This window comes from Streptococcus sp. 27098_8_82 (assembly GCF_041431615.1).
In the GTDB taxonomy this organism is placed as follows: Bacteria; Bacillota; Bacilli; order Lactobacillales; family Streptococcaceae; genus Streptococcus; species Streptococcus sanguinis_K.
The window spans coordinates 206935-228975 of sequence record NZ_JAPVYB010000001.1 but is presented as its reverse complement, the minus strand read 5'-3'; the positions used below and the strand labels follow the sequence as shown (position 1 = coordinate 228975).

The following is a 22041-nucleotide window of genomic DNA, read 5'->3' as shown; positions in this document are numbered from 1 at the left end:
ATCAATACTCCAATGTACTTATATCCTGAGGCTCTTCATTGACTGTAACACTCTTGACTCTCGCATCGTGCATGCGGATAACCCTGTCAGCAATGGGAGCCAAGGCAGCATTGTGGGTCACGATAATCACCGTCGCCCCTTGATTGTGGGACATGTCCTGTAAAATCTGCAGTACTTGCTTGCCGGTATTGTAGTCCAGAGCCCCTGTCGGCTCATCGCAGAGCAATATCTTGGGATTTTTTGCCACAGCCCTAGCGATAGACACCCGCTGCTGCTCCCCACCTGACAGCTGCGCTGGAAAATTATTGAGGCGATTTTCCATACCAACTGCGGTTAGAACGGCCACTGGATCTTGAGCATCTTTGACGATTTCAGAAGCCAATTCGACATTTTCCTTGGCCGTCAGGTTGGGCACCAAATTGTAAAACTGAAAGACAAAGCCCACGTCATTGCGGCGATAGTCCGTCAGCTGGTGGGAATTGTAGTCAGCAATATTCTGGCCGTCTATCAGGATATCTCCCTCATCATTGGTATCCATACCTCCAAGAATATTAAGCACTGTTGACTTACCAGCACCAGAAGCACCCAGGATAATGACCAGTTCCCCCTTTTCAATCTCAAAAGAAATATCATGATTGGCGACAATCTCCGTGTCACCTACCTGATAACGTTTAAAACTATGTTTCATTTCAATATAAGCCATGTCATCATCTCTCCTTTTCAAAGCTCTTTTCCTTAAATCAACAATATGTTGATTCTAAATCACAGATATTATATAATGAGCTTAGATAAAAAGCAATAATCAAAAATCAACAAAGTGTTGATTTAAGTAAAAAGGAAGAAAAAATGGTCCAGAAACGAAAAACTAGCACTAAGGAAGACATCAAGGAAGCCTTGATTCAACTACTATCAGAGGAAAGGTTTGATAATATCTCCATCAGCAAACTCTGCAAACGGGCAGGGATTAATCGCGGCACCTTCTACCTCCACTACCAAGATAAGTATCAGATGGTTGATAGTCTCAAAAACGACATTATTTCCCAACTTTCTAGTTATAGCATGTTTGAAGCGGAGAACGAATATCCCAAAAAGTTAATGATAGCAAAATTTCATATACTGCGAGCTAATGAACGTCTTATCAATGCCCTGACCAGAAGCCATTATATTGACTTTCGCGAAGCTATTCGGGAGTACATAACCAGCATCATTCTGAGTGACAATCAAGAAGCTGCTACCCAGCATTTTTTAGAGGAAAACTTTCACATCCCTCAGAAATATGCACTGGAAATCTTCCTATCCAGCGTTGAGGGAATTATTTCTCTTTGGATAGCCGGTGGTGCTCAAGAGGAACCCGAAGAAATCACGGACATGATTTTAACTACTTATAACTATGATTATTTGAGATAAGGGCTCTAGCTTGAAGGCTAGCCTAGACAAAAGTCATTTTTTCCACTAAGAAAGGCCGAACATATTGCTCGGCCTTCTTTTTATTTTAGATTAGTTTTTCTTTGTTTTCTTCAAAAGGAAGAAGACTCCTGCTAGGATAATCAAGCCTGCAAGGCCCATGATGGTGACTTGCTCACCTGTTGATGGTAGGTCTTTCTTCTTAGCCTTGACGGACTGCTCATTTCGATACTGCACTTGATAAACAGAGAAATGATTGGTCGTGAAGCTAATGGTCTGGTTTTGATTAACTGTTACATCAAACTTCTCAACCTGCTTGCCATTTTCATCCAGAGCATAGACGGCATCCACTGGCAGGTCTTTGTGTACTGGAATCGTCACAAGGGTTGGACTAACCTGATGCACCGGCTGACCATTTGGATTGGTCAAGCTAATGTCATAAGTATCTGTCGGCTGAATCTTGCTTTCCATTTTTTTCACTGACAGCTGAAGACCAGCCTTGACCAAGTCAGCATTTTTCAAGCGAATGCCAGTTGCGACATCTACCAAGCTGTCATCTTCTACATTGACTTCCGTCCGTGTATCCGAACTGCTAGAAGTTGCTGAAGAGGAAGAACTTGACGAGTTTTGAGTTGATGAAGAGCTGCTAGAATCTTTGCTGGAGCTAGATGGAGTGTTTTTTGTTGCTTCCTTGATTTTAGCTTCCATTTCTGCTTCTAGATCTTTCATTTCCTTAAAGACTTGGGCTGCTCGAGCCTGTGTTTCCTCAGTAACTTTGGCTGAAGAGTCTGGCAGAGCTGCATTGGCTGCATCTAGAGCATTTTGCTCCTCAATAAATCGGGCTTCCAAGGCCTTCCACTTGTCTTGGACAGAAGTACCAAAGAGGTCCTGATGCTTGGCTGCCATATCGTAGATATGAGATGCTACCCAGTACCAAGAGTCTGGACTGTAGCTAGTTGTGTTGACCTTATAAGCATCGTAAGTATCCTTGATATTCCCATTATAAGGCAGGTAAGGTGAGAAGCGCGGACTGCCTACCGCCAGCCACATAGTGCCTCCGCCCATATTGGCTGGAACACCGTCTTTGAGCTGGAAGATATGAGCTTCCATGACATTTGGGTTCCCCAGCGGATATTTGTAAACAGGGTCTGTCGTACCACGTTGTGGCAGCCCCTTACCATCTAGCTCCATTTGGTCCAGCGGTTTGAACTGAGTACCCTCAAAGCGATTGCGCTGCATAGCCATGACATCTGCTACACTGATCTTTCTGTCTGTGGAGTGCATGAGATCAAAGTAAGAGTCGTTATAAGATACGGCCGCATTTGGATCTAGACTGGTGATACCTGCCCAGGCACGCGAACGATCTGCCTCTGCCATCGGTGGATTGTAGGACTGAGAAATGTGGAATTTGCCGTCAATTTCTTTATAAGAGTTAGCTTGCTTGGCAACATCCTGAACACCTTTTGAGGCAATGACATTTTCCGTATCATCAAAATCAACACTGCCTAAGAAGAAAGTATTAGGAAAGACTGCATACTTGTCATCTGGGAATTTAATAGCAACATATTGGTGGCCAGATAGGATTTCCATATACCAGACACCAGTCTTGTCAGCAATGGTGATAATATTCCCCTCTGCTGCTCCCTGCTCTCTGACGATCTGTGCCATCAGCTCCACACCCTGACGGGCAGTCTGAACATGAGGCAGAACGACAGTTGTCAGGATAGACTCTGCCAAGCCATTTGCTACATAAGGATCCACTTTTTGGATGGCATCATTAGACTTGGCAGAAACAGTCGCAGAAATAGAGACTCCGTACTCATTGAAGCCAACCTCGTCAAAAATGCCTTGGGATGGGGTCACATCTGAGACCGAAGTATACTTGTAACTTTCTGCCGGTAGGGTCCATTCAAAGCCGTTGGTTTCATCGACCAGCTTGGCACCACTCGCATTGGTCTTTCTCGGATGAACCAGAAAGACCTTATTGTGATTGGGCTCCAAGTCCTCTGTCCGACCGTAAAACGTTGTGCCGTCTGCTGTCAGGTCTTTCCCGACGATAAATCCTGTGCAGGCTTCGACCACTTGGAAAGGAAAGAGAAAAATGGTCGAAAGAGCTAACAAGGAACGAAACAATATTTTTTTCATAAAAATATCTCCTTTGTTTTTTTGTAAAAAATTACAAAATGAAATACTATATTCAGTATAGCCTTTTATACCAGTATTTGCAAGCGATTTCATTTTTTTGACGTATAAGATTTACTAGATAAATAATTCATTTCAAAATAGAAAAAAGCCAGATAAAATCTGACTTTAAAGACACGTGGCTGCGGAGGCACAACCCGCAGCCGCGCAAGTGTCGCAGGAAAGAATGGATAGGGGAAAAAGAACAAACTTCTCTCCTATTACCAAACTGGTTGTGCTTCATAGCTTAGATTATTTTACCGTCTTCTCTAGACAAGCCATCTTACCATACGCTGACCCGCTTATCTGGAGCCAGATACATGGCATCACCTTCTTTAATTTCTGGATAGGTTTCATAGAAGGCCTCTACATTTTTGAGTTGTTGGTTGACCCGAAGCTCGGAAGGAGCATGAACATCTACCTTCAAGAGAAGTTGGTTAAATTGCAGACTAGCCTTGCTTCTCCAGATATTGGCATAGTTTTCAAAGTAATTCTTCAAGTCTGCATCTGGATATTTCTTTTTCACAACTTCGAGAGTGGCTGAAAGTCCACCGGCATCGGCTACATTTTCTGTTACTGTAAGCTTGCCGTTGACCTTGCCGCCGTAGATTTCAATACCATCCCACTGCTTGGTAACAGCTTCAATTTTCTTGTCAAAAGCTTTCTTATCTGCTTCTGTCCACCAATTGTTCAAATTCCCCTCTTCATCAAAGTTTGCACCGTTTGAGTCGAAGGCGTGAGTAATCTCATGACCAATAACCATACCAATACCGCCGTAGTTCTTTTCCATCTCTTGCTTAACATCAAAGAATGGATTCTGCAGGATTGCAGCTGGGAAGTTGATACTGTTATTTTCCTGTGAGTAGTAAGCGTTGATATCATAGGAAGGCATGACCCACTCGTCCTTGTCTACTGGCTCAGAGAAGTGCTCAACATCATATTGATGTTTTGCTTGACTCAAAGCAATTGCATTCTCAAAGAAGGATTTTTTATCGTCTACTTTCAAGGCCTTAGTCGCTTCGCGAACTTTTTCAGGATAGCCGATATAGAGTTTCATAGTATCCAGCTTCTTGACTGCCTTCTGCTTGGTTTCTTCTGATAGCCATTCGTTTTTCAGCATACGTTCCCGATAGACTTCCTTGATATCCTTGACCATTTGGGTTACTTCTTGCTTGGCTTCCTCACCGAAATATTTACGTCCATAGTAAAGACTGAAGACATCTGAAAAAGTTCCTGTTGTCAGATTGTAGGCTGCATCTTCTTTTGAAGTTGCTTCCTTAGTACCTTGCAAGGATTTTTGGTACTCTGCAAAAATCAGCCGATAGTCATCGGTTAGAAAACTAGATGCTGATGCGGCTTGCTTCACAAGTATCCAAGATTTGAGCTTGGCAAAGTTCTTGTCGTTGACTACCTTGGCAAAATTTTCATAATACTTAGGGTTAGGTACATTGACATCACCAGCTTCCTGGCCTAGATAGTCATTGATAATATCGTGAAACTTAAAGGTATCAGAGTAGGCATTGATGTCTTCAGCCGTCTTAGGATGGTGAAGATTTTTAATTTCCGAAGTTTCTTCATTACTTTGGGCATACTTGGCCAGTTCTCCATCAAATTCTAAGGCTTCTTTGACAATCTTTTCGCTCTCTTTTTCACTGTAGCCCAGCTTTTGCATGGCTTCTTTGAATGCTTTTTCCAGCGGATCCATCATCCTTTTCTTAGCACCTTCATCTTCATAGTAGCTCTTATCCGGCAGCATAAGACTTGGACTGGACAGATTCACTTGTTTCTGATTGGTATTTTCTAGGTTAGAACTAATTTCAAGGGTAAACGGCAGTGCTAGACCACGCTTTTCCCAGTCAACAGCCTTACTGGCTAGGTCCTTCAAATCGGACAAGTCTTCAATTTCCTTGAGATAGGGCTTGAGAGGGGCTAGGCCATCCTTTTCCCGCTGCTTGAAGTCAGTCGCTTGCTGATAGTATTTGATAAACTCAGGCATGCCTTCAATCGTTGACTCTTCTTTACCAGAGACTAGATTTTTGACATCCGCCTTCATCTTATCCTTGACCTGCTCGTTCAGTTCATAAAACACACCGTTAGACGGCTGATCGCTAGGAATCTCTGCCTTTTCCAGCCATTTTTTATTGATGGCCTGATAGTAATTGGTCCTCACTGTGGCATTCTTATCGATCGGTGTCTCCTGAGGGACAAAGGTCTTATAAGCCCAATAGCCACCGGCAGCCAAGATTAGGCCGGTCACAGTCAACGTAGAAGTTAGAATGATTTTGGTTCTTTTCTTCATGAGTTCCTCCTTGTATATTAAGTAAAATATAATTGACTTTTTTATTTTACTCATTTACTTTAACATATTCTTTTTTCCTCGTCAACAGAAAACTGAAGGTCTGGAAAAATTTGCCGCAAGAAGAGAGAATTAGGTCGTTCAGTCTGCTTTTAAAAGTGATCTGCTCTAGACTCACACTTAAAGAAAAACTAAAGTTTCTATCAGCTGTCCTGTTGCTTCCAGCTCTTTTCTCTCGCCCCTTGCACTTTCTAGTATAGCGTCCAAACTTCAGATATTTCTCAAGAAATTCTAAAATATTTCTAAAGTTTTTTACTAAAATAAAAAGACTGAGACAAAAATATCTCAGTCTAGCTTTATTATGTTCAAAAAATATTGAATCTGAGACAATTTAAATTGTCTCCCAGACCTTTTAAACCTAAGCCTCAAAATAAGTGGGCCAAGCTAAATTTTCAAAAATTTAGTTCTGTCCTAGCATCTTCTACTGAACCTTTTTAGCCAGCATAGTCGCAAAGCGCAGCTGAATTCGATTGCCGTTTTCATCACGGCGATGGAGGTGACCAGGATTTTCATTGTACTTAACCAGCTCCCAGTCCTTGTAATACTCGGCAAGCTCGCCTTCCTTAAACGTAAAAGGAAAGGGAACAGAGCATGGGAAGTCTTCTGTATCCATAGCACAGACAATGAGATTATAGCCACCAAGCGCTGTGTGCTCTTGCATATTTCGGATAATATCCGGAATTCGCTCCGCCTGCAGAAACATAAGGACAACGGTGGAAACGATCAAATCATAAGTCTGGGTTAGACTAGCTGAGTTGATATCGTAACTACCCACTGGCAGATCTAAATCCTCCTGCTCCACAATGCTACGTAAGATCTCCAGTGCCAGCTCATTCTGATCTACAGCTGTCACTTCAAAGCCCTGCTTAGCTAGAAAGAGAGCATTGCGACCTTGACCACAGCCCAGATCTAAAGCCCGTCCAGGCCGGACTGTTTGCATGGCTTCCAAAACCTCTGAGTGCACTGGATTACTGCCGTATTTCTTAGGGAAATAATCCTCAGGCCGACAGTAAAACTCCAAATACCACTCTAGGTCATCCGTCAAGGCTTCGACCCGATGCCAAGCTTGGGGCTGGGCAAAAGGATTGTCCTGACCAGCCTCAAAGATGTGCTCAGCCAGCTCCTCACCTTCCTCTGACATCTCGACAAACTTAAGGCGTCCCTTGAGAACATTGATTTTGCCCCAAGTTCCCTCTTTGGTATTGTGCTTTCTCTTTACTGTCTCTGGCATTGTCTCAGCCGTCCACAGCGGCATGCGTTTATAAGCTAGCAATTCTTCTGTCATAAATAATCCTTTCTCTAAAAGCAAACTACGAGTAATCTAACTGTCTTTATCATACTCGAAAAGCACAGACTTTACAAGTGCCAAGTTGAACTGTCTCTAGCAAAAAGAAAGAACTGGTCAATCAGCCAGTTCTTTCTCACATAGGAAGTTTACTTTTCAGCATCTATCTCTTTACGACTCATCAGTATACCCTTTCTTGTAAAATTGATTTATTCTGTTTTTGTTTCATTAATTCCTTATCCTTACTCTCATCATAAAACTGGTTGAATTCCTCTTTAGAGTTAAAAGGATGTTCCAATCCATCTTTACTGATACTTGCTGGAATCACACCTTCATATAAGTCTGTATTCGAAGGAACTAACAGACTATAAAACTCTAGATAGTCTTTAACGCTCTTATCAAGTATATAAAGTTGAGAGTTCGTTTTTTCCAATAATGCCGCTGCCTTTGGGTCTGTTTGCGCCATCAAGATATTTCGAATCCAACTTGTATCCACAGCTTCATCTAAAGGATATAAAATAGGAAATCTGAAATTCCCCAACTTTTCATCAAACTGTTGCCTATTTAGTTTAAAATTAAAGGTTGGGCTTTGAAATTGTGCTGTCTTGTTATCTTCCCATTCAATTTTTCGAGTATCAAGATTGTACCAAAGAGTTTGAAACTTATCATGTTCCCCAGACTCAGAGGCAAGAATAGACAAATAATTACTTCCATCAATGACAGTTAATGTTTCCTCTATTCCTCTAGGTAAATATCGAGAATTATAGTCTGAAACTAATTTATACAAATCTTCTTTATAACCTTCTAACTGTTGATTCTTAACGTGGTAAATGGATAAGGTATAATAGTTACCTTCATTTTTTTTATCGAGATAATTCGGTCCTGAAGGAAGCTTCATGTTCTCTCGAACAATATAGTTGGCATTACGCGCACCACGTGTCACTTGCACTGGTTCATCTGCGTTTTTCAGAGTAGCATACTTGCGAACTAAGGCATCTTCCTCTGGATTTTCTGATTTCCAATGAACCACTACCCCTGTACCATTTTCAAGAAAAGAATAATCATCAATTGTAAAAGTCCCTGTATAATAAATTAAGGATTCATAAGTTTCTCTTTCTTCCTTAGCTTTTTGAAGCTGATCTTGTTTTAAATGACACTGCCAAGCAAATATGGCAAGTCCCAAGACTGCTAAAGCAAGAATACTTAACAATAATTTTCTTATCATTTTTTACCTTTCTTCTTATCGTTTCTATTTTTCTTTTTGTGGATGGGTTTCAACCCAATTCTTGAAATCATTAAAAGATCGAATCTGTGTTTTCTCTCCAGTTGCTTCATCTGTGGCATAAAGTTCCATTACATCCTGACCTTCGGGCGCAAACCAATGAATTAAATCATTAAACCACTCCTCCTCATTGTATTGGTCTGGACGGAAATAGATTTTATTCATGTCTCTCATTTTTTTCGCAATTTCAGGATAAATCTTAGCAAAATTAGTACCTGAAACTTCCACATAATCACCTATTTTATACGATGGTATTATGTAGCCAGAAACATACTCCATACCATACTTTAATAGTGCGTTATTAATCTGATCCCCTATTCCACCTCTTACAAGATCCATAGTCTTATATATTGTTCCTCTCATATAAGTTCTAGTATCCTTCTGATCTAAAAGTAGATTAATCTCTTTTTCTGACATCTCTTTTTCAATTTTTCCTGACTCCAATGCTAGAATAAAATATTTGATTTTCTCCGGTTTCCCTTTTTCATACGAGTGCATACTAAAAGTTAGAAATTCTTTTCCGTTCCTTGTAAATTGTGCACGAATTTGCTTAAGCCTATAAGTATTCTCTTGTCCTAACAAATCGTAGACATTGACTTCTTTACTAGTTATTTTAGATGGATCCTGCAAATTATAAATCTTGATTTTGAAATATTCCTCTTTACTAACTTTAGACGACGTTAAGCCATCCTCTTCAGTAAGAATATTATACTTGAAATCTGTTATATAATTCTGTCCATAATTGAAAGAACCATCATTTCTGCTAGTAACCAATACATATTTGTTTTGACTGAACAACTCTATTTGATCAACATTATAGTCTTCTTTATCATACTCTTTTTTTCTCCCACTTACTAAAAAAGCGAAAAGAACTACTAAAGTCAGAAGAAGTCCTCCAAGAAATATGAAAAATTTTTTATTGAGTTTCATTTGCTTACCACCAGTTTTTAATTCATCTAGTCATTTATTTTGATAGTCCTTGGAGTCATTCCGCTTTTTCATCAATCATTCACAAAAAGAAATCATCCTTAAACTTGTTCCCTCCCATTATAGCATAAATCAAAAGTCAAAGTTAAATACTAAAAAAGACCGGTCGCCCAGTCTTTCATCTTGTATTAAAGTTCTTCATCTGTCTTGCAATGTCGAGGTTTTGCTCGCGGCGTTTGATGGACTCGCGCTTGTCGCAAGAGTTATTTGTCAGTAGTTTTATCGTTTTCCTTGTAGACTCTAGTTTTCTTTTTGTGGATGGGTTTCAACCCAATGCTTGAAATCATTAAAAGATCGAATCTGTGTTTTCTCTCCAGTTGTTTCATCTGTGGCATAAAGTTCCATTACATCCTGACCTTCGGGCGCAAACCAATGAATTAAATCATTAAACCACTCCTCCTCATTGTATTGCTCTGGACGGAAATAGATTTTATTCATTTCTTTTATATTTGTTGAAATTTCTGGATAGAGTTTTGCAAAATTAGTGCCTGAAAGATCTAAATTACCTTTATCATAAGAAGCTACTAAGTAACCTGGTCCATATCCTAAGTGATAATTTGATGTTGAAGAACTAATCTGACTCTCTATACCTCCTTTTTTCCAATTGGTAGCCATAGGCGAAGAAGCCTCCACAGGAAAAATTGTGATATCCTCTTTACTTAAAAATTCATTGAACTCATTTTCTGACATCTTCTTTTCGATTTTTCCCGTATCCAACGACAGAATTACGTATATAGTTTTTTCTATCTTACCGCCTTCGTTCGAATACATGCTAAAAGATAAATACTCTTTTCCATCCTTTGAGAACTGCTCCTGAATCTGCTTAAGCCTATATGTATTCTCTCGTCCTAACAAACTATAGATATCGACTTCTTTGCTAGTTATTTTGGTGGAATCGTGCAAATCATAAATCTTGATTTTGAAATATTCCTCTTTATTTACTTTAGATGAACTTACACTGTCATATTCATCCAAACTGTTGTATTTAAAATCCGTTATATAATTTTGACTATAGCGAAAAGAATCATTTTCTTTACTGCCAACCAAAACATATTTATCTTTATTAAATAGCTGTATTCCTTCAACACAATATTCACTCTTAGCATATTCTTTCTTCTTCCCACCTAGAAAAAAAGTAAAGAAAACTACTGAAGCCAGAAGAAGTCCTCCAAGAAATATGAAAAATTTTTTATTGAGTTTCATTTGCTTACCACCACTTTTTAATTCATCTAGCCATTTATTTTGATAGTCCTCGGAGTCATTCCACTTTTTTTATCAATCATTCACCAAAAGTGGTCATCCTCAAACCTCATCCTTTCCATTATAGCATAAATCAAAAGTCAGAGTTGAATGCTAAAAAAGACTGGTCGCCCAGTCTTTTAATGTCATTAGACATCTTCCCCTGTGGCTACTATTCACTTCTTTGCCCAGCTCAATCATTTTGATGAGACTCTTTCCACTTTAAAAAATCTTCATAAGAATTAATAGGTGTTACTTCACTAGTTTCCTTATCAGTTATAGAAAGAGAAAGCTTATCTTGCCCTACTGGAGCAAACCAGTGCATTAGTGTATCATACCATTCCTCTGGGCTACTATTGCCTCGACGAGTGTAAATCTTTCCTTCACCAGAATTCATTTTTTTTACAATCTCAGGGTATCGTTTCGAGATATTTAAATCATCAGGTATTTTACTTCCTTTGACTGAACCAGGACCTATACCTTGAAAGCTCGAAGCAAGATTGTATGAGTCAGTAAGGTGATCCCACAAGCCAGAAGTGATGGATACTTCATCGAATTGTAATTTAGATTCAACAAATTCTTTTGAATAATCAATTATCTCCTCAGTATCCACATTAAAGAGGATTTCTTTAATTCTCGGTGAACTATTTTCTTTTATTAGCCTAATGTAAATATAATCTTGCCCTTGAATGTTTAGAATATCGCCAGATAAGTCAACCCCGAACGAAGGATCATAATGTCGAACAATTTCAAAAATGTCCAATCTTTTCTTAAACTTCTTCGTCTTTAGATCATAGACATTAATAAAGTAATACTCTCCTTCATTCTGATGACTATCAGCTCGATTTTCCTCACTATAATCGAAGCTCCAATCATCCAAATAAAAATTATTTTGCCCAACTTTTAATGCATTAAAGCCCTGTTCAGGTGTCTTACTTGTCACAAACACAAGCTTTCCATCTTCCAATTGCTCAAATCTAAGATCATCAACATAAAGTGTATATTCACTCCTGAAACGCTCCTCTTCTACTGGCGATTGGTGATGGAGAAATAGAGCTCCAAGTAAAGCCGTAAGAAGAATAATTAAAAAGATACTTTTTTTCGATTTTATACCTTTCATTTCTTAACCTCAAGTAATTTACTGAAGAATTCATCGCATATTTATATATTCTATCTGTCTGTAAGATAGCTTCCGAATTACATTCCTCATCCTTTCCATTATAGCATAAATCAAAATCAGAGTTGAATGCTAAAAAAGACCGGTCCCCCCAGTCTTTCATCTTGTATTAAAGTTCTTCATTTGTCTTGCGATGTCGCGGTTTTGCTCGCGGCGTTTGATGGACTCGCGCTTGTCGTAGTCGTGCTTCCCTTTGGCCAGGCCCAGGAGCAGCTTGGCATAGCCGTCCTTGAGATAGACCTTGAGCGGCACAAGCGTCATACCAGTTCCCTTGGTCTCCTGCTCCAGCTTTTGGATCTGCTTCTTATGCAGCAGCAGCTTTCTGCGGCGCTCAGGCTCTTGGTTCCAGATATTGCCCTCTTCATAAGGAGCGATATGGACATTGCTGAGCCAAGCCTCACCGTTCTTGATCTGGGCAAAGCCGTCTTTGAGATTGATACGAGCAGCGCGAACACTCTTGATTTCCGTACCGGTCAGCACCATGCCGGCCTCGATGGTATCCACGATGGTGTAGTCGTGTCTGGCCTTTTTATTTTGCGCGACGACCTTTCCTTCTCCCTTTGCCATGCTTGGCTCCTTTCTTGACTAGTTCCTTGTAAAATGCCTTCTGGCTCTTGCCTTTCTTGGACTTCTTATCTTTCTTATCTCTGTAGCCTTTTTCTTTGGAAGAATGGCTGCGCTTGTCATCTTCACGGCGTCTCTTTCTGCCTGACCTGGCTCTGCCACTCTTGCTAGTCTTTTCTACCAGGTCAAATTCACTAGGCAGGTATTCAAAGTCAATCTCGCCCGTAGCCTTATCCGCTCGAACCAGCTTGATGCGAATCTGCTGACCGACCTTGAAGACCACGCCAGACTTTTCTCCTTGCAGGGTCATCGTCCGCTCATTGTAGCTGTAAAACTCTGGCAGGTTGGTAACATGAATCAAGCCCTCGACCGTATTAGGCAGCTCTACGAAGAGTCCAAACTTAACCACGCTTGAAACCACGCCGTCAAATTCTTCTCCAACAAATTCTTCCATGTACTCAGCCTTTTTCATGGCTTCAACTTCACGCTCGGCCTCGATAGCCCGACGCTCTCGGCTGGAGGACTGACTGGCAATCTCTGGAATCACTTGCTCAAAATGCTCTGCTATTTCCTTAGACTTGCCATAATCCCGCACCATCCGGTGAACCAGAAGGTCCGGATAGCGGCGAATCGGACTGGTGAAATGCGTATAAAACTCCGCTGCCAAACCATAGTGGCCGTGATTGTGCTCAGAGTAGCGAGCCTGCTGCATGGAGCGCAGAAGCATCATGGACAGGACTTCCTCATAAGGCTGGTCTTTGACCGATTCCATAATATCCTGCAGAGCCTGCTGACTCATAGAGCTAGCCGTCCCGTATATCCGAATCCCAAAGCTAGAGGCGTAGTCAATGAACTTCTGCACCTTCTCCGCCTTAGGCTCCTCGTGGATCCGATAGATGAAGGGCAGATTTAACTTAGCAAAATGCTCAGCCACCGTCTCATTCGCCACTAGCATAAAGGACTCAATCATGCGCTCGGCAATCCCACGCTGACGCAGGACAATATCCACCGGGCGGCCTTCTTTGTTGACCATGATTTTGGCTTCATTGGTGTCAAAGTTAAGAGCACCGCGTTTAAAACGCATGCTTTCCAGAATCTCATGCAGCTGGACCATGCTGTCAATACTAGGCACAATTTCCTTGAACTGCTCAGCTTTTTCCTGATTTCCAGCAATGATGTCGTTGACATCGCTGTAGGTCATGCGGAAGGTCGTCTTGATGACAGTTTGGGTGATGGTATGCTTGACCACGCACCCCTTGGCATCTATCTCCATGATAGCCGACTGGGTCAGCCGGTCCACATTGGGATTGAGAGAGCAGATTCCGTTTGACAAGCGCTCTGGCAGCATAGGTACCACGCGATCGGTCACATAAACAGAGGTCGCTCGATTGAGGGCTTCTTTGTCCAGCTCAGAGCCTTCTTTGACATAGTAGGACACATCTGCGATATGGACGCCTAGCTCAAAGTTGCCATTTTTCAGGCGCTTGATATGGACAGCATCGTCCAAGTCTTTGGCATCCGCTCCATCGATGGTGAAGGTTATCTCTTCACGCAGGTCCAAACGCCCTGCCAAATCACTCTCTGTCGGTGCCTCTGGAACTCGCTCGGCCTCTTCCAAGACCTTTTCTGGAAACTCAGAGACAATGTCCATCGACTCCAGCACTTCCAGTACATCAATGCCTGGATCATTGACATGGCCGACCACATCGACCAGACTAGCCACGAAGAAATCGTGCTTCTTGGTCGGATATTTGTCAATAGCGACCTTGAGCACCTCTGTGCCATCTAAAACCATGGCTGGTTTTTTAACATAAATAGGCTGGCGGATTTTCTGATTTTTCGAGCGGATATAGCCCGCATACTTGGGCTTTTCCTCATCCAGAACCAGCTGGCCTACTGCTGCCGTCAGGCTGTGCTCCAAAATATCGATAATCTTAGCCTCAGCTGATGTTCCCTTGATCCGGTCTGCCACCTTGGTAATGACTACTTCCACCGTATCGCCATCAATGGCATGATTGACATCATTACGGCCGACAAAGAGGTCATCCTCTTCCTCATTCAGAGTGACAAAGCCAAAGCCATTCTTGTGGGCATGAAAAACACCCTTGAGCGTCAGACGCTCCTGCTTTTTCTTCTCATAAAGCTCAATCCGCCCCTTGTCATCAAAGCGAATCTGATGCTTTCTTTCCATCTGGGAGATGGTCTTGACCAAGCTACTAAAGGCCTTGGAAGAGTCTTTCCCCAAAGCAGCCGCCAGCTCATCCACGCTGGCCTGCTGCCTGTCTTTTAAATATTCAATGATTTCTGATTTCATATTCCTCTTCTCTTAACGAGCTCTTTCTTCATCCTTTCTAAATCTCTTTAAAACTTAAAAAATAGGCCAAGACGAAGTCAGAGCCCATTTTATTTACTAGATAATACTGCTAATACCAATGCAATCAGTAGCCAGAAGAAAATCATGATTCCCGTCATACGCTGCATCACAGCTTCAAAACCGCGTGCCTTAGGACGTTCAAACAAGTCGTTGGCACTGGCATCAAAGACGTTGCTGGACTGATTTTTAGTTGGCTGCATGAAAATTGCAATGACAATAATAGCTGATAAAATGACTAAAATGGTTAATAATAGGTTGTACATAAATAAAAACTCCTTAAAATCCTATCTATTTTATCATAAAATCTACTTGGATTCAAGATGTAAAGTAACTTTTCTTTCCTTAGGACAATACTTTAAGACCTCAATTTTTTCCGGATGCGTTTTAGTATTTTTGCTGGTCAGATAGTTATGACTGCCGCAGCTGGAACATTTTAAATTTATTTTAACGCGCACTAGATATCCTTCTTTTTAAATAAATTTCGAAAACTAAAGAGATTGGCCAGCATACTGACAGCAACTAGCCCTGCTGTTACATAAAAGACTGAATGATAGCCATAGGCTGCCGCAATGACCGATCCAGACATAGGGCCGATCACTCCACCCAGATAAAAGAAAATCTGATTATAGCTGAAAATCCTAGAGATTCCAAATTTGGGTGTTATCTTACTTAGCAAAGCATTGACACCTGGTATCAGCGCCCCTGTTCCTAGACCAAATAAAAAGCGATAAAAGCCTAGCTGCATAGGGGAGCCAGCATTGGCACAGAGCAGATAAATCAGGATTGAATAGAACTGAGCCAGCACCAGAAGCCGGTGATTGCCGATACGGTCTCCTAACCGCCCTAAAATACTGGAGCTCATCATGCTGGAAAGTCCCATGCTAGAAACGATGAGACCCGAAACAAAGATCAGATTGTCCTTTTGCCCCAGCTCTCTGACATAGAGGGAAAGGATAGGGCTGATAGATTGAGCTGCAAACTGGATAACAAAGCTGGTCAGAAAGAGATTCATCAGCATCTTAGGATACCTGAGTTGGCGCAGCAATTCCCTAAAGCCTACCTCTTCTTGTCGGGTCACTGGCACAAAATCCTCCCGAATCAAATAAAAGGTCATCAAGGCTGCCACTAGAAAGAAGCCGCCAATCAAAAGAAAGACATTGCGAATACCGAACATCTCCGCAATCAGCCCTCCAATAAATGGCCCCATAAGATTACCCGCAACGACACCGGTCGAGAGAGTTCCCAGAGCATAACCTGTTTTTTCCTTGGGAGCCTGACTGGCAATCAGAGCTGTGCTGTTGGGAACATAACCAGCGAAAACACCATTTAGAAAGCGTAGAAGCAAGAGCCAGAAAATATTGGGTACAAAAGCAATGCCGCCCATCGTGAAAACCATGGCAGTAGCTGCACGTATCATCATAGGCTTACGACCATACCGATCGGCCAGGCTTCCCCAAACAGGAGAGAGCAGCGCCGCTGAGATTGCAGAGAGTGAAATCCCTAGTCCAGCGTAATACTCCACCTCATGACCTCTGGCACCCAGCTGCTCCACGAAAAGTGGCATAAAAGGCGTCACCAGAGAAATGCTGGCACCTGTTAGGAAGTTCCCAAACCAAGCGACTTTCAGGTTATGTTTCCAATTTACTTGATTTGTAATAAAATCATCTTCTTTCTAATTTCTTCAAAGCATCGCGAATCTGCTGTCGAGTTTCCTCAAGCGATCCATTATTATCAATCAGCACGTCTGCCCTCTTTCGTTTTTCTAGAAGAGATAGCTGAGCTGCTATGCGTTTTTCTGCCTCTTCCTGACTGAGAGCATTTCGAGACATAAGACGACTGAGCTGAGTTTCCTCCGTCACATCCACCAGCCAGATTTGGTCAAACCAGTCCTCATATTGTAACTCAAACAGCAAGGGAAGATCCATAAAAAAGATATCTTCCTTCTCTGCTAGCAAACCTCGTCTGCCAGCCAGTTCCTCGCGAATAATACGGTTTTGTATTTGACTGGACCGCGCCATGAGTTCGGGATTCCCAAAAATCATAGCTCCCAGCTTGGGCCGATCCAAGCGCCCATCTTCCTGTAAGATAGCTGGACCAAAAGCGGATAAAAGAGCTTGATAAAGCCGTCCCCCCGGCTCCTGTAACTCATGAACCACCTGATCCGCATCAATGACTTGGTAGCCCTGCTGCCTTAAAAACTCTGTCACAGTTGACTTACCCGAGGCAATGCCGCCAGTGATACCGATAATTCTTGCCATGACAGCTACCTCGCTTTCTGACAATGAGGACAGAGATGAGTACCGCGTCCACCCAGCTTAATTTTTTCAATCGGGCTGCCGCATCTAGCACAAGGTTGACCAGTCTTTCCATAAACTTGCAGAAAATCCTGCATAGTGCCATCTTCACCCAAAGCATTACGATAGGTCCGAATGGTCGATCCTCTCTTTTCAATCCCGAGCTGCAAAACTTCTATAATCTGCTCACGCAGCCGCTTGGCCTCAGCAGGCTTTAGACTAGCTGCAGGCCTGGCCGGATGAATCCGCGCCCGCCAAAGGGCCTCGTCTACATAGATATTGCCCAGTCCAACGACCAAAGTCTGCTCCAGCAAATAGGGTTTTATAGGCTTCTTGGAACGACCCAAAGCTGCTGCAAAAGGCGCCAAAAGAAAGTCCGCCTCTGTCGGCTCAGGACCAAGCTTTCTGGCAGTAAAATAAGTCTCCAGCTGATCCTTTCTCAATAGCTCCATGGTCCCAAACTTACGAACATCCTCATAAACAAGCGTTCCACCATCTGTCATCTCGAAAAAGACATGGGCATGCGTGCGCTCAGGCACCGCATCAGGATAAAAAAGATACTTGCCTTCCATTCGCAGATGGGAAACCAGCACTCCGCCTGTCAGGTAAAAGAGCAAATACTTGCCCCGACGGCCAATCCTTTCAATGGTCTGACTTGGCAAGTCATGGACAAAGCTATCCACTCCTGTACCGATCATCTTAGCATAGCGGACCCGCACCTGTCCAATCGTCTTGCCAACAACCAGACGCTCCAAACCGCGCCGAACCGTCTCCACTTCAGGTAATTCAGGCATAAAGTTCCTTTCTATCTTCTATTTATTAGCCAGAAATATACTCTAAAATATCAGCAGGCTGACAATCCAGCGTTTCACAGATAGCCAGTAAGGTCGCAAAGCGAATACCTTTAGCCTTACCTGTTTTTAGAATAGACAAATTTGCTTGTGTAATTTTTGTTATTCCTAATAGAATTTTTAATCACCACTCTTTTTAAAACTTTGGTAAACATCATCAATAAAAATCTTTGCAATACGCTTTTTGAAATCTTCATTACTCAATAGCACTCCAAAGAAATCTTGATTTTGGGTGTAACCATCAGTTAAAGCTTTATCAATTTCATCCTCAAATGAAAATTCGAAATCTTCGCGAGAGTTTACTAAAGCTGATTGCTTCAATTTAGGATTCTTCTTCATCAATTCCCTAATTGAGACTGCCCCGCTAACAGCAATTTGATCATCAATATCTAAATCAAGCTGCTCATTAATTTCTTCAATGATTTCAGACAATTTTTTCTCTTGTTCTTCAGAAACATTTGATAAATTCGGCTTATTTAGTGTCACCGAATAATTTCCCTCTAACTCTGCCACAGTGTAAAAACCGGTTTGTTTGTGTTTCATATAATCTACAACAATCTTATCAGCAATAGTGAAATCATTCCCTCCCAATCGGACATCAATCATTTTCACAAGACCTTGCAGATAATTGTATCGTTCATGAAGCAATTCATTTTGATAAGCTGTAGCCTGAATCAAGAAGGTATACATCCGTAAAAATCCACGAATAACTTTACGGATATTTACTTGTTCTTTTTCATCAAAACGCTGCACTCGTGCATACCCGTTTGACAGTAGAGCGAGCATCTTTTGTTTATCGCGGCTGGAACGTTTCTCTTGATATAAGAATTGATTATAGGCATGGACATCATCATTATCTACTATTCCATAACTTTCAATTTTAGCATCTAAATCAAATACATCGCTCGGAGTAATCGTTTCAGTCAAAATTGTTTCTCGGTAGTAGGGAGCAAAAGCTCTATTAATATCCTCATAGGTATTTTTAAAATCAAGAATAAAAGTCTTTTTGTGATAGCCTTTTACAATACGATTCAAACGAGATAAAGTCTGTACTGCTGCTACATCACGCAACTTTTTATCTACATACATAGCCAATAATTTAGGCTGGTCAAAGCCCGTTTGATATTTATTTGCAACGATTAGCACTTGATAATCATCAGTATCAAACTTACTTTTGAGCTTATCTTCACTAAAGCCATTCATAGAAGATTCGCTAAATTCAGCTCCATCAAGGCTCAACCTTCCTGAAAAAGCGACGGCCGCTCCGATACTAGTAATATGATGCTCTTTTAAATATTTCTTAAAAGCTTGTTGGTATTTGACAGCTGCCTCACGTCCTGAAGTTACAATCATTGCCTTTCCATGTCCACCTAAATCAGCCATGATGTCATGAGTAATAAAATGGTCCATGATAATTTCGACCTTTTGATGAATATTTTCATCAGATAGCTCCACAAATTTAGCAATTTTCCGCTTTGCCACTGTCGTTTTGAGTTCAGGATCCTCTTCGACCGCCTTATTTAGCTTGTAGTATGTTTTATAAGTGGTGTAGTTATTGAGAACATCTAAAATAAAACCTTCCTCAATAGCCTGCTTCATACTGTACAAGTCAAAAGGAACCTTTGAACCATCTGGTCTAGTAGAGCCAAACAACTGCAATGTAGTAGCTTTAGGTGTCGCTGTAAATGCAATAATAGAAATATTGTCTTGTTTCCCTGTACGGGCAATTTCCTGTTCAATAGCATCGCCGACAGACACTTCTTGTGGCTCATCCATTGTGCCGTTCTCTATATCCGTTTCAGTCAATACCTGACTGACTGCACTCATATAGGAGCCAGTCGTAGAACTATGCGCCTCATCAATCAAAATGGCAAATTTCTTTTCTGCTGTTACACCCGCAGACATCCAGTTTGATTTATTTATTTGTGCAAACTTATGGATAGTGGTCGCAACAATTTTTGTATTCCCAGCAAGTGCATCTGCTAAGTCGCTAGAAGTAGCCTTATCATCCATAACCTTAATCACACCAGGCTGATGCTCAATAGAACGAATAGCATCTTGAAGTTGACGGTCAACAACGATACGGTCAGTAACAACCAAAACTGTATCAACGATATTTTGATTTTCTTCATCATGAAGACTAACTAAGCTGTGTGCCAACCAAGCAATCGTATTTGTTTTACCCGACCCCGCAGAATGCTGAATCAGATAGTTTCTGTCAGTATGGTTGACTCGCATATCTTCTAAAATACGATTAACTGCTCGTCTCTGCTGATAACGCGGAAAAATGATATCCTTTTTATCAGGCGTTAAAAAGATAAAACGTTCAATCAACTGTAGGATACTTTCTTTCTTCAGCAAATCTCGCCATAGATATTCTGTTTCTGGCCCCTGATTATTCTGGGGATTCCCTGCTCCTTGGTCAATCCCTTCACCCTTTCCTTTATTAAAAGGCAAGAAGTAGGTATCTGATCCCTTAAGCTGAGTTGTCATATAGACTTCCATCCAGTCAACCGCAAAACTAACTAATACTCCTGCATTAAATCGGAAAAGACGATTTTTAACATCACGTCCTTTTAACTGCTTAATAGCATCTTGGACAGACTGGCCACTTGAATTTAGTTTCAACTCAATAGCAAACAAGGCTAAGCCATTAAGAAAGATGACTAAGTCAATACGTTCTTGGTCCTTATAGACCACTTCTTCCATTACTGTCAAGCGATTTAAATTATACTGATGGCTAGCCTTTTCATTAAAGTCTGTTGCTGGTCTGCGGTACATAAGACGAAGTTTTTTATTCTCAATATACACTCCATCTTTTAAGGCAAATAGAAGACCACCTTTGATAATTTCTTGATTAATCAAATTGAGAATAGTTTCTCTATCAAAACGCTTCAAGAGTTTTTCGACAGTTGCTTCTTGGGTTGACATCAGAAATTCCCATAAAATATCTATATCCATAGCCAACCTTTGATTATAAGCAGACTGAGCACGCTGAATATAGCCATTATACTGAATGAGATCTTTTAAAATCCATTGCTGAAAATCATAACGCTCAGTAATATCTAAATTTGCCATCTGCTCTCCTTATCCTTCATCAGCAAGAGATAAAATCTCCAAATACATATCCAATCTTTCATTGATATATTTGGCAAATAAATCCTCCATTGCCGATAAACTTCCTTTTGAATGAAAGTCATCAAATGCTTGGTAATAAGCTAATCTGTCCATAAATTTTATATCAATTGGTGGATAGCCTGCCTTCATCAACTCCAAATTCACCAAGAGCCTACCTGTTCGGCCATTGCCGTCAATAAACGGATGGATACTCTCAAAGGCAATATGAAACTGAGCTAGTTTGGTCACCATATTTTCCTGACTTGCAGCATAGTCCATTAGGATCTTCTCCATCAATGGAGCAATCATATACGGCTGAGCCGGTTCATTGGCTGCTCCCATGATGCGCACCGGGACTCTCCGATAAATGCCTCGGTCATTTTTTTTATCCGCTAATACTAGATAATGAATATCCTTTATCATCTGATCTGACAAAGGCTGGTTCTCCTCAACAAGCCTTTGAACATACTGAAAAGCCTCCTGATGACCGATTGCCTCCATATGATCTTTTAAAGGCTTTTGGTCAATAGTCAATCCACGCAGGACCAAATCTGTCTCACGCAAGGTCAGAGTATTGCCCTCAATGGCATTTGAATTATAAGTATATTCGACTGTGAACTCTTCATTCAGCCGCTCCAGCTCTCCATCCGTCAAAGGGCGAAGTTTTGATAACTTCATCATCTTTTCATCAATCAAAGGCAAGAGGCTCTCTGCTTTTTTATAGCGACCATCCGCTGGTTTTCTGGCATCTGAGGGAATTCTCCACAAACGCCCTTCTTGGACAGCACCCGGAATCTTTCCCTGACTGCACAGAGACCGAACTCGACGATCAGAAATCCCCCAGAGATCAGCTGCCTGCCTCACTGTCATATACATGAGCACTCCTCACTTTCTCCCTCTATTATACCATAGTTCGGAACAATATGAGGA

The 22041-nt window shown here is 41.4% G+C and carries 19 protein-coding genes and 1 pseudogene; 1 reads left to right on the top strand and 19 read right to left on the bottom strand.

Annotated elements, in window-relative coordinates; translation table 11 throughout:
• Nucleotide 1: 1 nt before the first annotated feature.
• The gene (locus tag O3627_RS01145) at nucleotides 2–703 is read right to left on the bottom strand and encodes an ABC transporter ATP-binding protein (protein ID WP_125382762.1); all 702 of its coding nucleotides are present in this window, start codon (nucleotides 701–703) and stop codon (nucleotides 2–4) included.
• Nucleotides 704–846: 143 nt separating this feature from the next.
• Here O3627_RS01145 and O3627_RS01140 point away from each other — a divergent pair, with 143 nt between their 5' ends.
• Nucleotides 847–1407: a TetR/AcrR family transcriptional regulator gene (locus O3627_RS01140; RefSeq protein WP_125382763.1), complete on the top strand. Its 561-nt coding sequence runs from the start codon at nucleotides 847–849 to the stop codon at nucleotides 1405–1407.
• A gap of 90 nt (nucleotides 1408–1497) precedes the next feature.
• Here O3627_RS01140 and O3627_RS01135 read toward each other — a convergent pair whose 3' ends face one another.
• The 18 genes and pseudogenes from O3627_RS01135 to O3627_RS01050 all read right to left on the bottom strand — a co-directional run bounded on the left by O3627_RS01135 (nucleotide 1498) and on the right by O3627_RS01050 (nucleotide 21987).
• Nucleotides 1498–3549 carry a C69 family dipeptidase gene (locus O3627_RS01135; protein ID WP_125382764.1) on the bottom strand — a complete coding sequence of 684 codons (2052 nt, stop codon included), beginning with the start codon at nucleotides 3547–3549 and terminating at the stop codon, nucleotides 1498–1500.
• 319 nt (nucleotides 3550–3868) lie between these two features.
• Nucleotides 3869–5938: a M13-type metalloendopeptidase gene (locus O3627_RS01130; protein ID WP_032905372.1), complete on the bottom strand. Its 2070-nt coding sequence runs from the start codon at nucleotides 5936–5938 to the stop codon at nucleotides 3869–3871.
• A gap of 424 nt (nucleotides 5939–6362) precedes the next feature.
• Nucleotides 6363–7226 carry an SAM-dependent methyltransferase TehB gene (gene tehB, locus O3627_RS01125; RefSeq protein ID WP_343091925.1) on the bottom strand — a complete coding sequence of 288 codons (864 nt, stop codon included), beginning with the start codon at nucleotides 7224–7226 and terminating at the stop codon, nucleotides 6363–6365.
• Nucleotides 7227–7407: 181 nt separating this feature from the next.
• Nucleotides 7408–8451 carry a hypothetical protein gene (locus O3627_RS01120; protein ID WP_125382769.1) on the bottom strand — a complete coding sequence of 348 codons (1044 nt, stop codon included), beginning with the start codon at nucleotides 8449–8451 and terminating at the stop codon, nucleotides 7408–7410.
• 24 nt (nucleotides 8452–8475) lie between these two features.
• Nucleotides 8476–9438, bottom strand: a complete 963-nt coding sequence (locus O3627_RS01115; RefSeq protein WP_343091926.1) for a hypothetical protein — start codon at nucleotides 9436–9438, stop codon at nucleotides 8476–8478.
• 175 nt (nucleotides 9439–9613) lie between these two features.
• Nucleotides 9614–9691, bottom strand: a pseudogene (locus tag O3627_RS01110) (SsrA-binding protein); the annotation flags it as partial.
• A 44-nt stretch (nucleotides 9692–9735) separates the two neighbouring features.
• Nucleotides 9736–10698, bottom strand: a complete 963-nt coding sequence (locus O3627_RS01105; protein ID WP_125382771.1) for a hypothetical protein — start codon at nucleotides 10696–10698, stop codon at nucleotides 9736–9738.
• Between the two features lie 229 nt (nucleotides 10699–10927).
• Nucleotides 10928–11854 carry a hypothetical protein gene (locus O3627_RS01100; RefSeq protein WP_125382773.1) on the bottom strand — a complete coding sequence of 309 codons (927 nt, stop codon included), beginning with the start codon at nucleotides 11852–11854 and terminating at the stop codon, nucleotides 10928–10930.
• A 156-nt stretch (nucleotides 11855–12010) separates the two neighbouring features.
• Nucleotides 12011–12478: an SsrA-binding protein SmpB gene (smpB, locus tag O3627_RS01095; protein WP_002894882.1), complete on the bottom strand. Its 468-nt coding sequence runs from the start codon at nucleotides 12476–12478 to the stop codon at nucleotides 12011–12013.
• Nucleotides 12441–14789 (bottom strand): ribonuclease R, encoded by a 2349-nt coding sequence (gene rnr, locus O3627_RS01090; RefSeq protein WP_125382774.1) that lies wholly within the window; start codon nucleotides 14787–14789, stop codon nucleotides 12441–12443. Before rnr ends, smpB begins: the two co-directional genes overlap by 38 nt.
• 89 nt (nucleotides 14790–14878) lie before the next feature.
• Entirely contained in the window at nucleotides 14879–15112 is a 234-nt protein-coding gene (gene secG / locus O3627_RS01085) for a preprotein translocase subunit SecG (RefSeq protein ID WP_002894878.1), read from the bottom strand.
• Nucleotides 15113–15154: 42 nt separating this feature from the next.
• Entirely contained in the window at nucleotides 15155–15304 is a 150-nt protein-coding gene (rpmG, locus tag O3627_RS01080; protein ID WP_125382775.1) for a 50S ribosomal protein L33, read from the bottom strand.
• A complete protein-coding gene (locus O3627_RS01075; RefSeq protein WP_185756147.1) occupies nucleotides 15304–16506 on the bottom strand; it encodes a multidrug efflux MFS transporter in 1203 nt (400 codons plus the stop codon). Before O3627_RS01075 ends, rpmG begins: the two co-directional genes overlap by 1 nt.
• A gap of 4 nt (nucleotides 16507–16510) precedes the next feature.
• Entirely contained in the window at nucleotides 16511–17107 is a 597-nt protein-coding gene (gene coaE, locus O3627_RS01070) for a dephospho-CoA kinase (RefSeq protein WP_125382778.1), read from the bottom strand.
• A gap of 5 nt (nucleotides 17108–17112) precedes the next feature.
• Entirely contained in the window at nucleotides 17113–17937 is an 825-nt protein-coding gene (gene mutM, locus O3627_RS01065; protein ID WP_009659334.1) for a DNA-formamidopyrimidine glycosylase, read from the bottom strand.
• Between the two features lie 25 nt (nucleotides 17938–17962).
• Complete coding sequence (locus O3627_RS01060; RefSeq protein WP_083842622.1) at nucleotides 17963–18112, bottom strand: helix-turn-helix transcriptional regulator; 150 nt, start codon at nucleotides 18110–18112, stop codon at nucleotides 17963–17965.
• A gap of 2 nt (nucleotides 18113–18114) precedes the next feature.
• Entirely contained in the window at nucleotides 18115–21072 is a 2958-nt protein-coding gene (locus tag O3627_RS01055; protein WP_009659348.1) for a type I restriction endonuclease subunit R, read from the bottom strand.
• 9 nt (nucleotides 21073–21081) lie between these two features.
• A complete protein-coding gene (locus tag O3627_RS01050; protein ID WP_009659295.1) occupies nucleotides 21082–21987 on the bottom strand; it encodes a DNA-binding protein in 906 nt (301 codons plus the stop codon).
• Nucleotides 21988–22041: the final 54 nt, after the last annotated feature.

Excerpts from the sequence above, each read along its gene's own strand:
- O3627_RS01145 (WP_125382762.1), bottom strand. The coding sequence starts at position 703 with ATGGCTTATATTGAAATGAAACATAGTTTTAAACGTTATCAGGTAGGT.
- O3627_RS01140 (WP_125382763.1), top strand. The coding sequence starts at position 847 with ATGGTCCAGAAACGAAAAACTAGCACTAAGGAAGACATCAAGGAAGCC.
- O3627_RS01135 (WP_125382764.1), bottom strand. The coding sequence starts at position 3,549 with ATGAAAAAAATATTGTTTCGTTCCTTGTTAGCTCTTTCGACCATTTTT.
- O3627_RS01130 (WP_032905372.1), bottom strand. The coding sequence starts at position 5,938 with ATGAGTAAAATAAAAAAGTCAATTATATTTTACTTAATATACAAGGAG.
- tehB (WP_343091925.1), bottom strand. The coding sequence starts at position 7,226 with ATGACAGAAGAATTGCTAGCTTATAAACGCATGCCGCTGTGGACGGCT.
- O3627_RS01120 (WP_125382769.1), bottom strand. The coding sequence starts at position 8,451 with ATGATAAGAAAATTATTGTTAAGTATTCTTGCTTTAGCAGTCTTGGGA.
- O3627_RS01115 (WP_343091926.1), bottom strand. The coding sequence starts at position 9,438 with ATGAAACTCAATAAAAAATTTTTCATATTTCTTGGAGGACTTCTTCTG.
- O3627_RS01105 (WP_125382771.1), bottom strand. The coding sequence starts at position 10,698 with ATGAAACTCAATAAAAAATTTTTCATATTTCTTGGAGGACTTCTTCTG.
- O3627_RS01100 (WP_125382773.1), bottom strand. The coding sequence starts at position 11,854 with ATGAAAGGTATAAAATCGAAAAAAAGTATCTTTTTAATTATTCTTCTT.
- smpB (WP_002894882.1), bottom strand. The coding sequence starts at position 12,478 with ATGGCAAAGGGAGAAGGAAAGGTCGTCGCGCAAAATAAAAAGGCCAGA.
- rnr (WP_125382774.1), bottom strand. The coding sequence starts at position 14,789 with ATGAAATCAGAAATCATTGAATATTTAAAAGACAGGCAGCAGGCCAGC.
- secG (WP_002894878.1), bottom strand. The coding sequence starts at position 15,112 with ATGTACAACCTATTATTAACCATTTTAGTCATTTTATCAGCTATTATT.
- coaE (WP_125382778.1), bottom strand. The coding sequence starts at position 17,107 with ATGGCAAGAATTATCGGTATCACTGGCGGCATTGCCTCGGGTAAGTCA.
- mutM (WP_009659334.1), bottom strand. The coding sequence starts at position 17,937 with ATGCCTGAATTACCTGAAGTGGAGACGGTTCGGCGCGGTTTGGAGCGT.
- O3627_RS01055 (WP_009659348.1), bottom strand. The coding sequence starts at position 21,072 with ATGGCAAATTTAGATATTACTGAGCGTTATGATTTTCAGCAATGGATT.
- O3627_RS01050 (WP_009659295.1), bottom strand. The coding sequence starts at position 21,987 with ATGTATATGACAGTGAGGCAGGCAGCTGATCTCTGGGGGATTTCTGAT.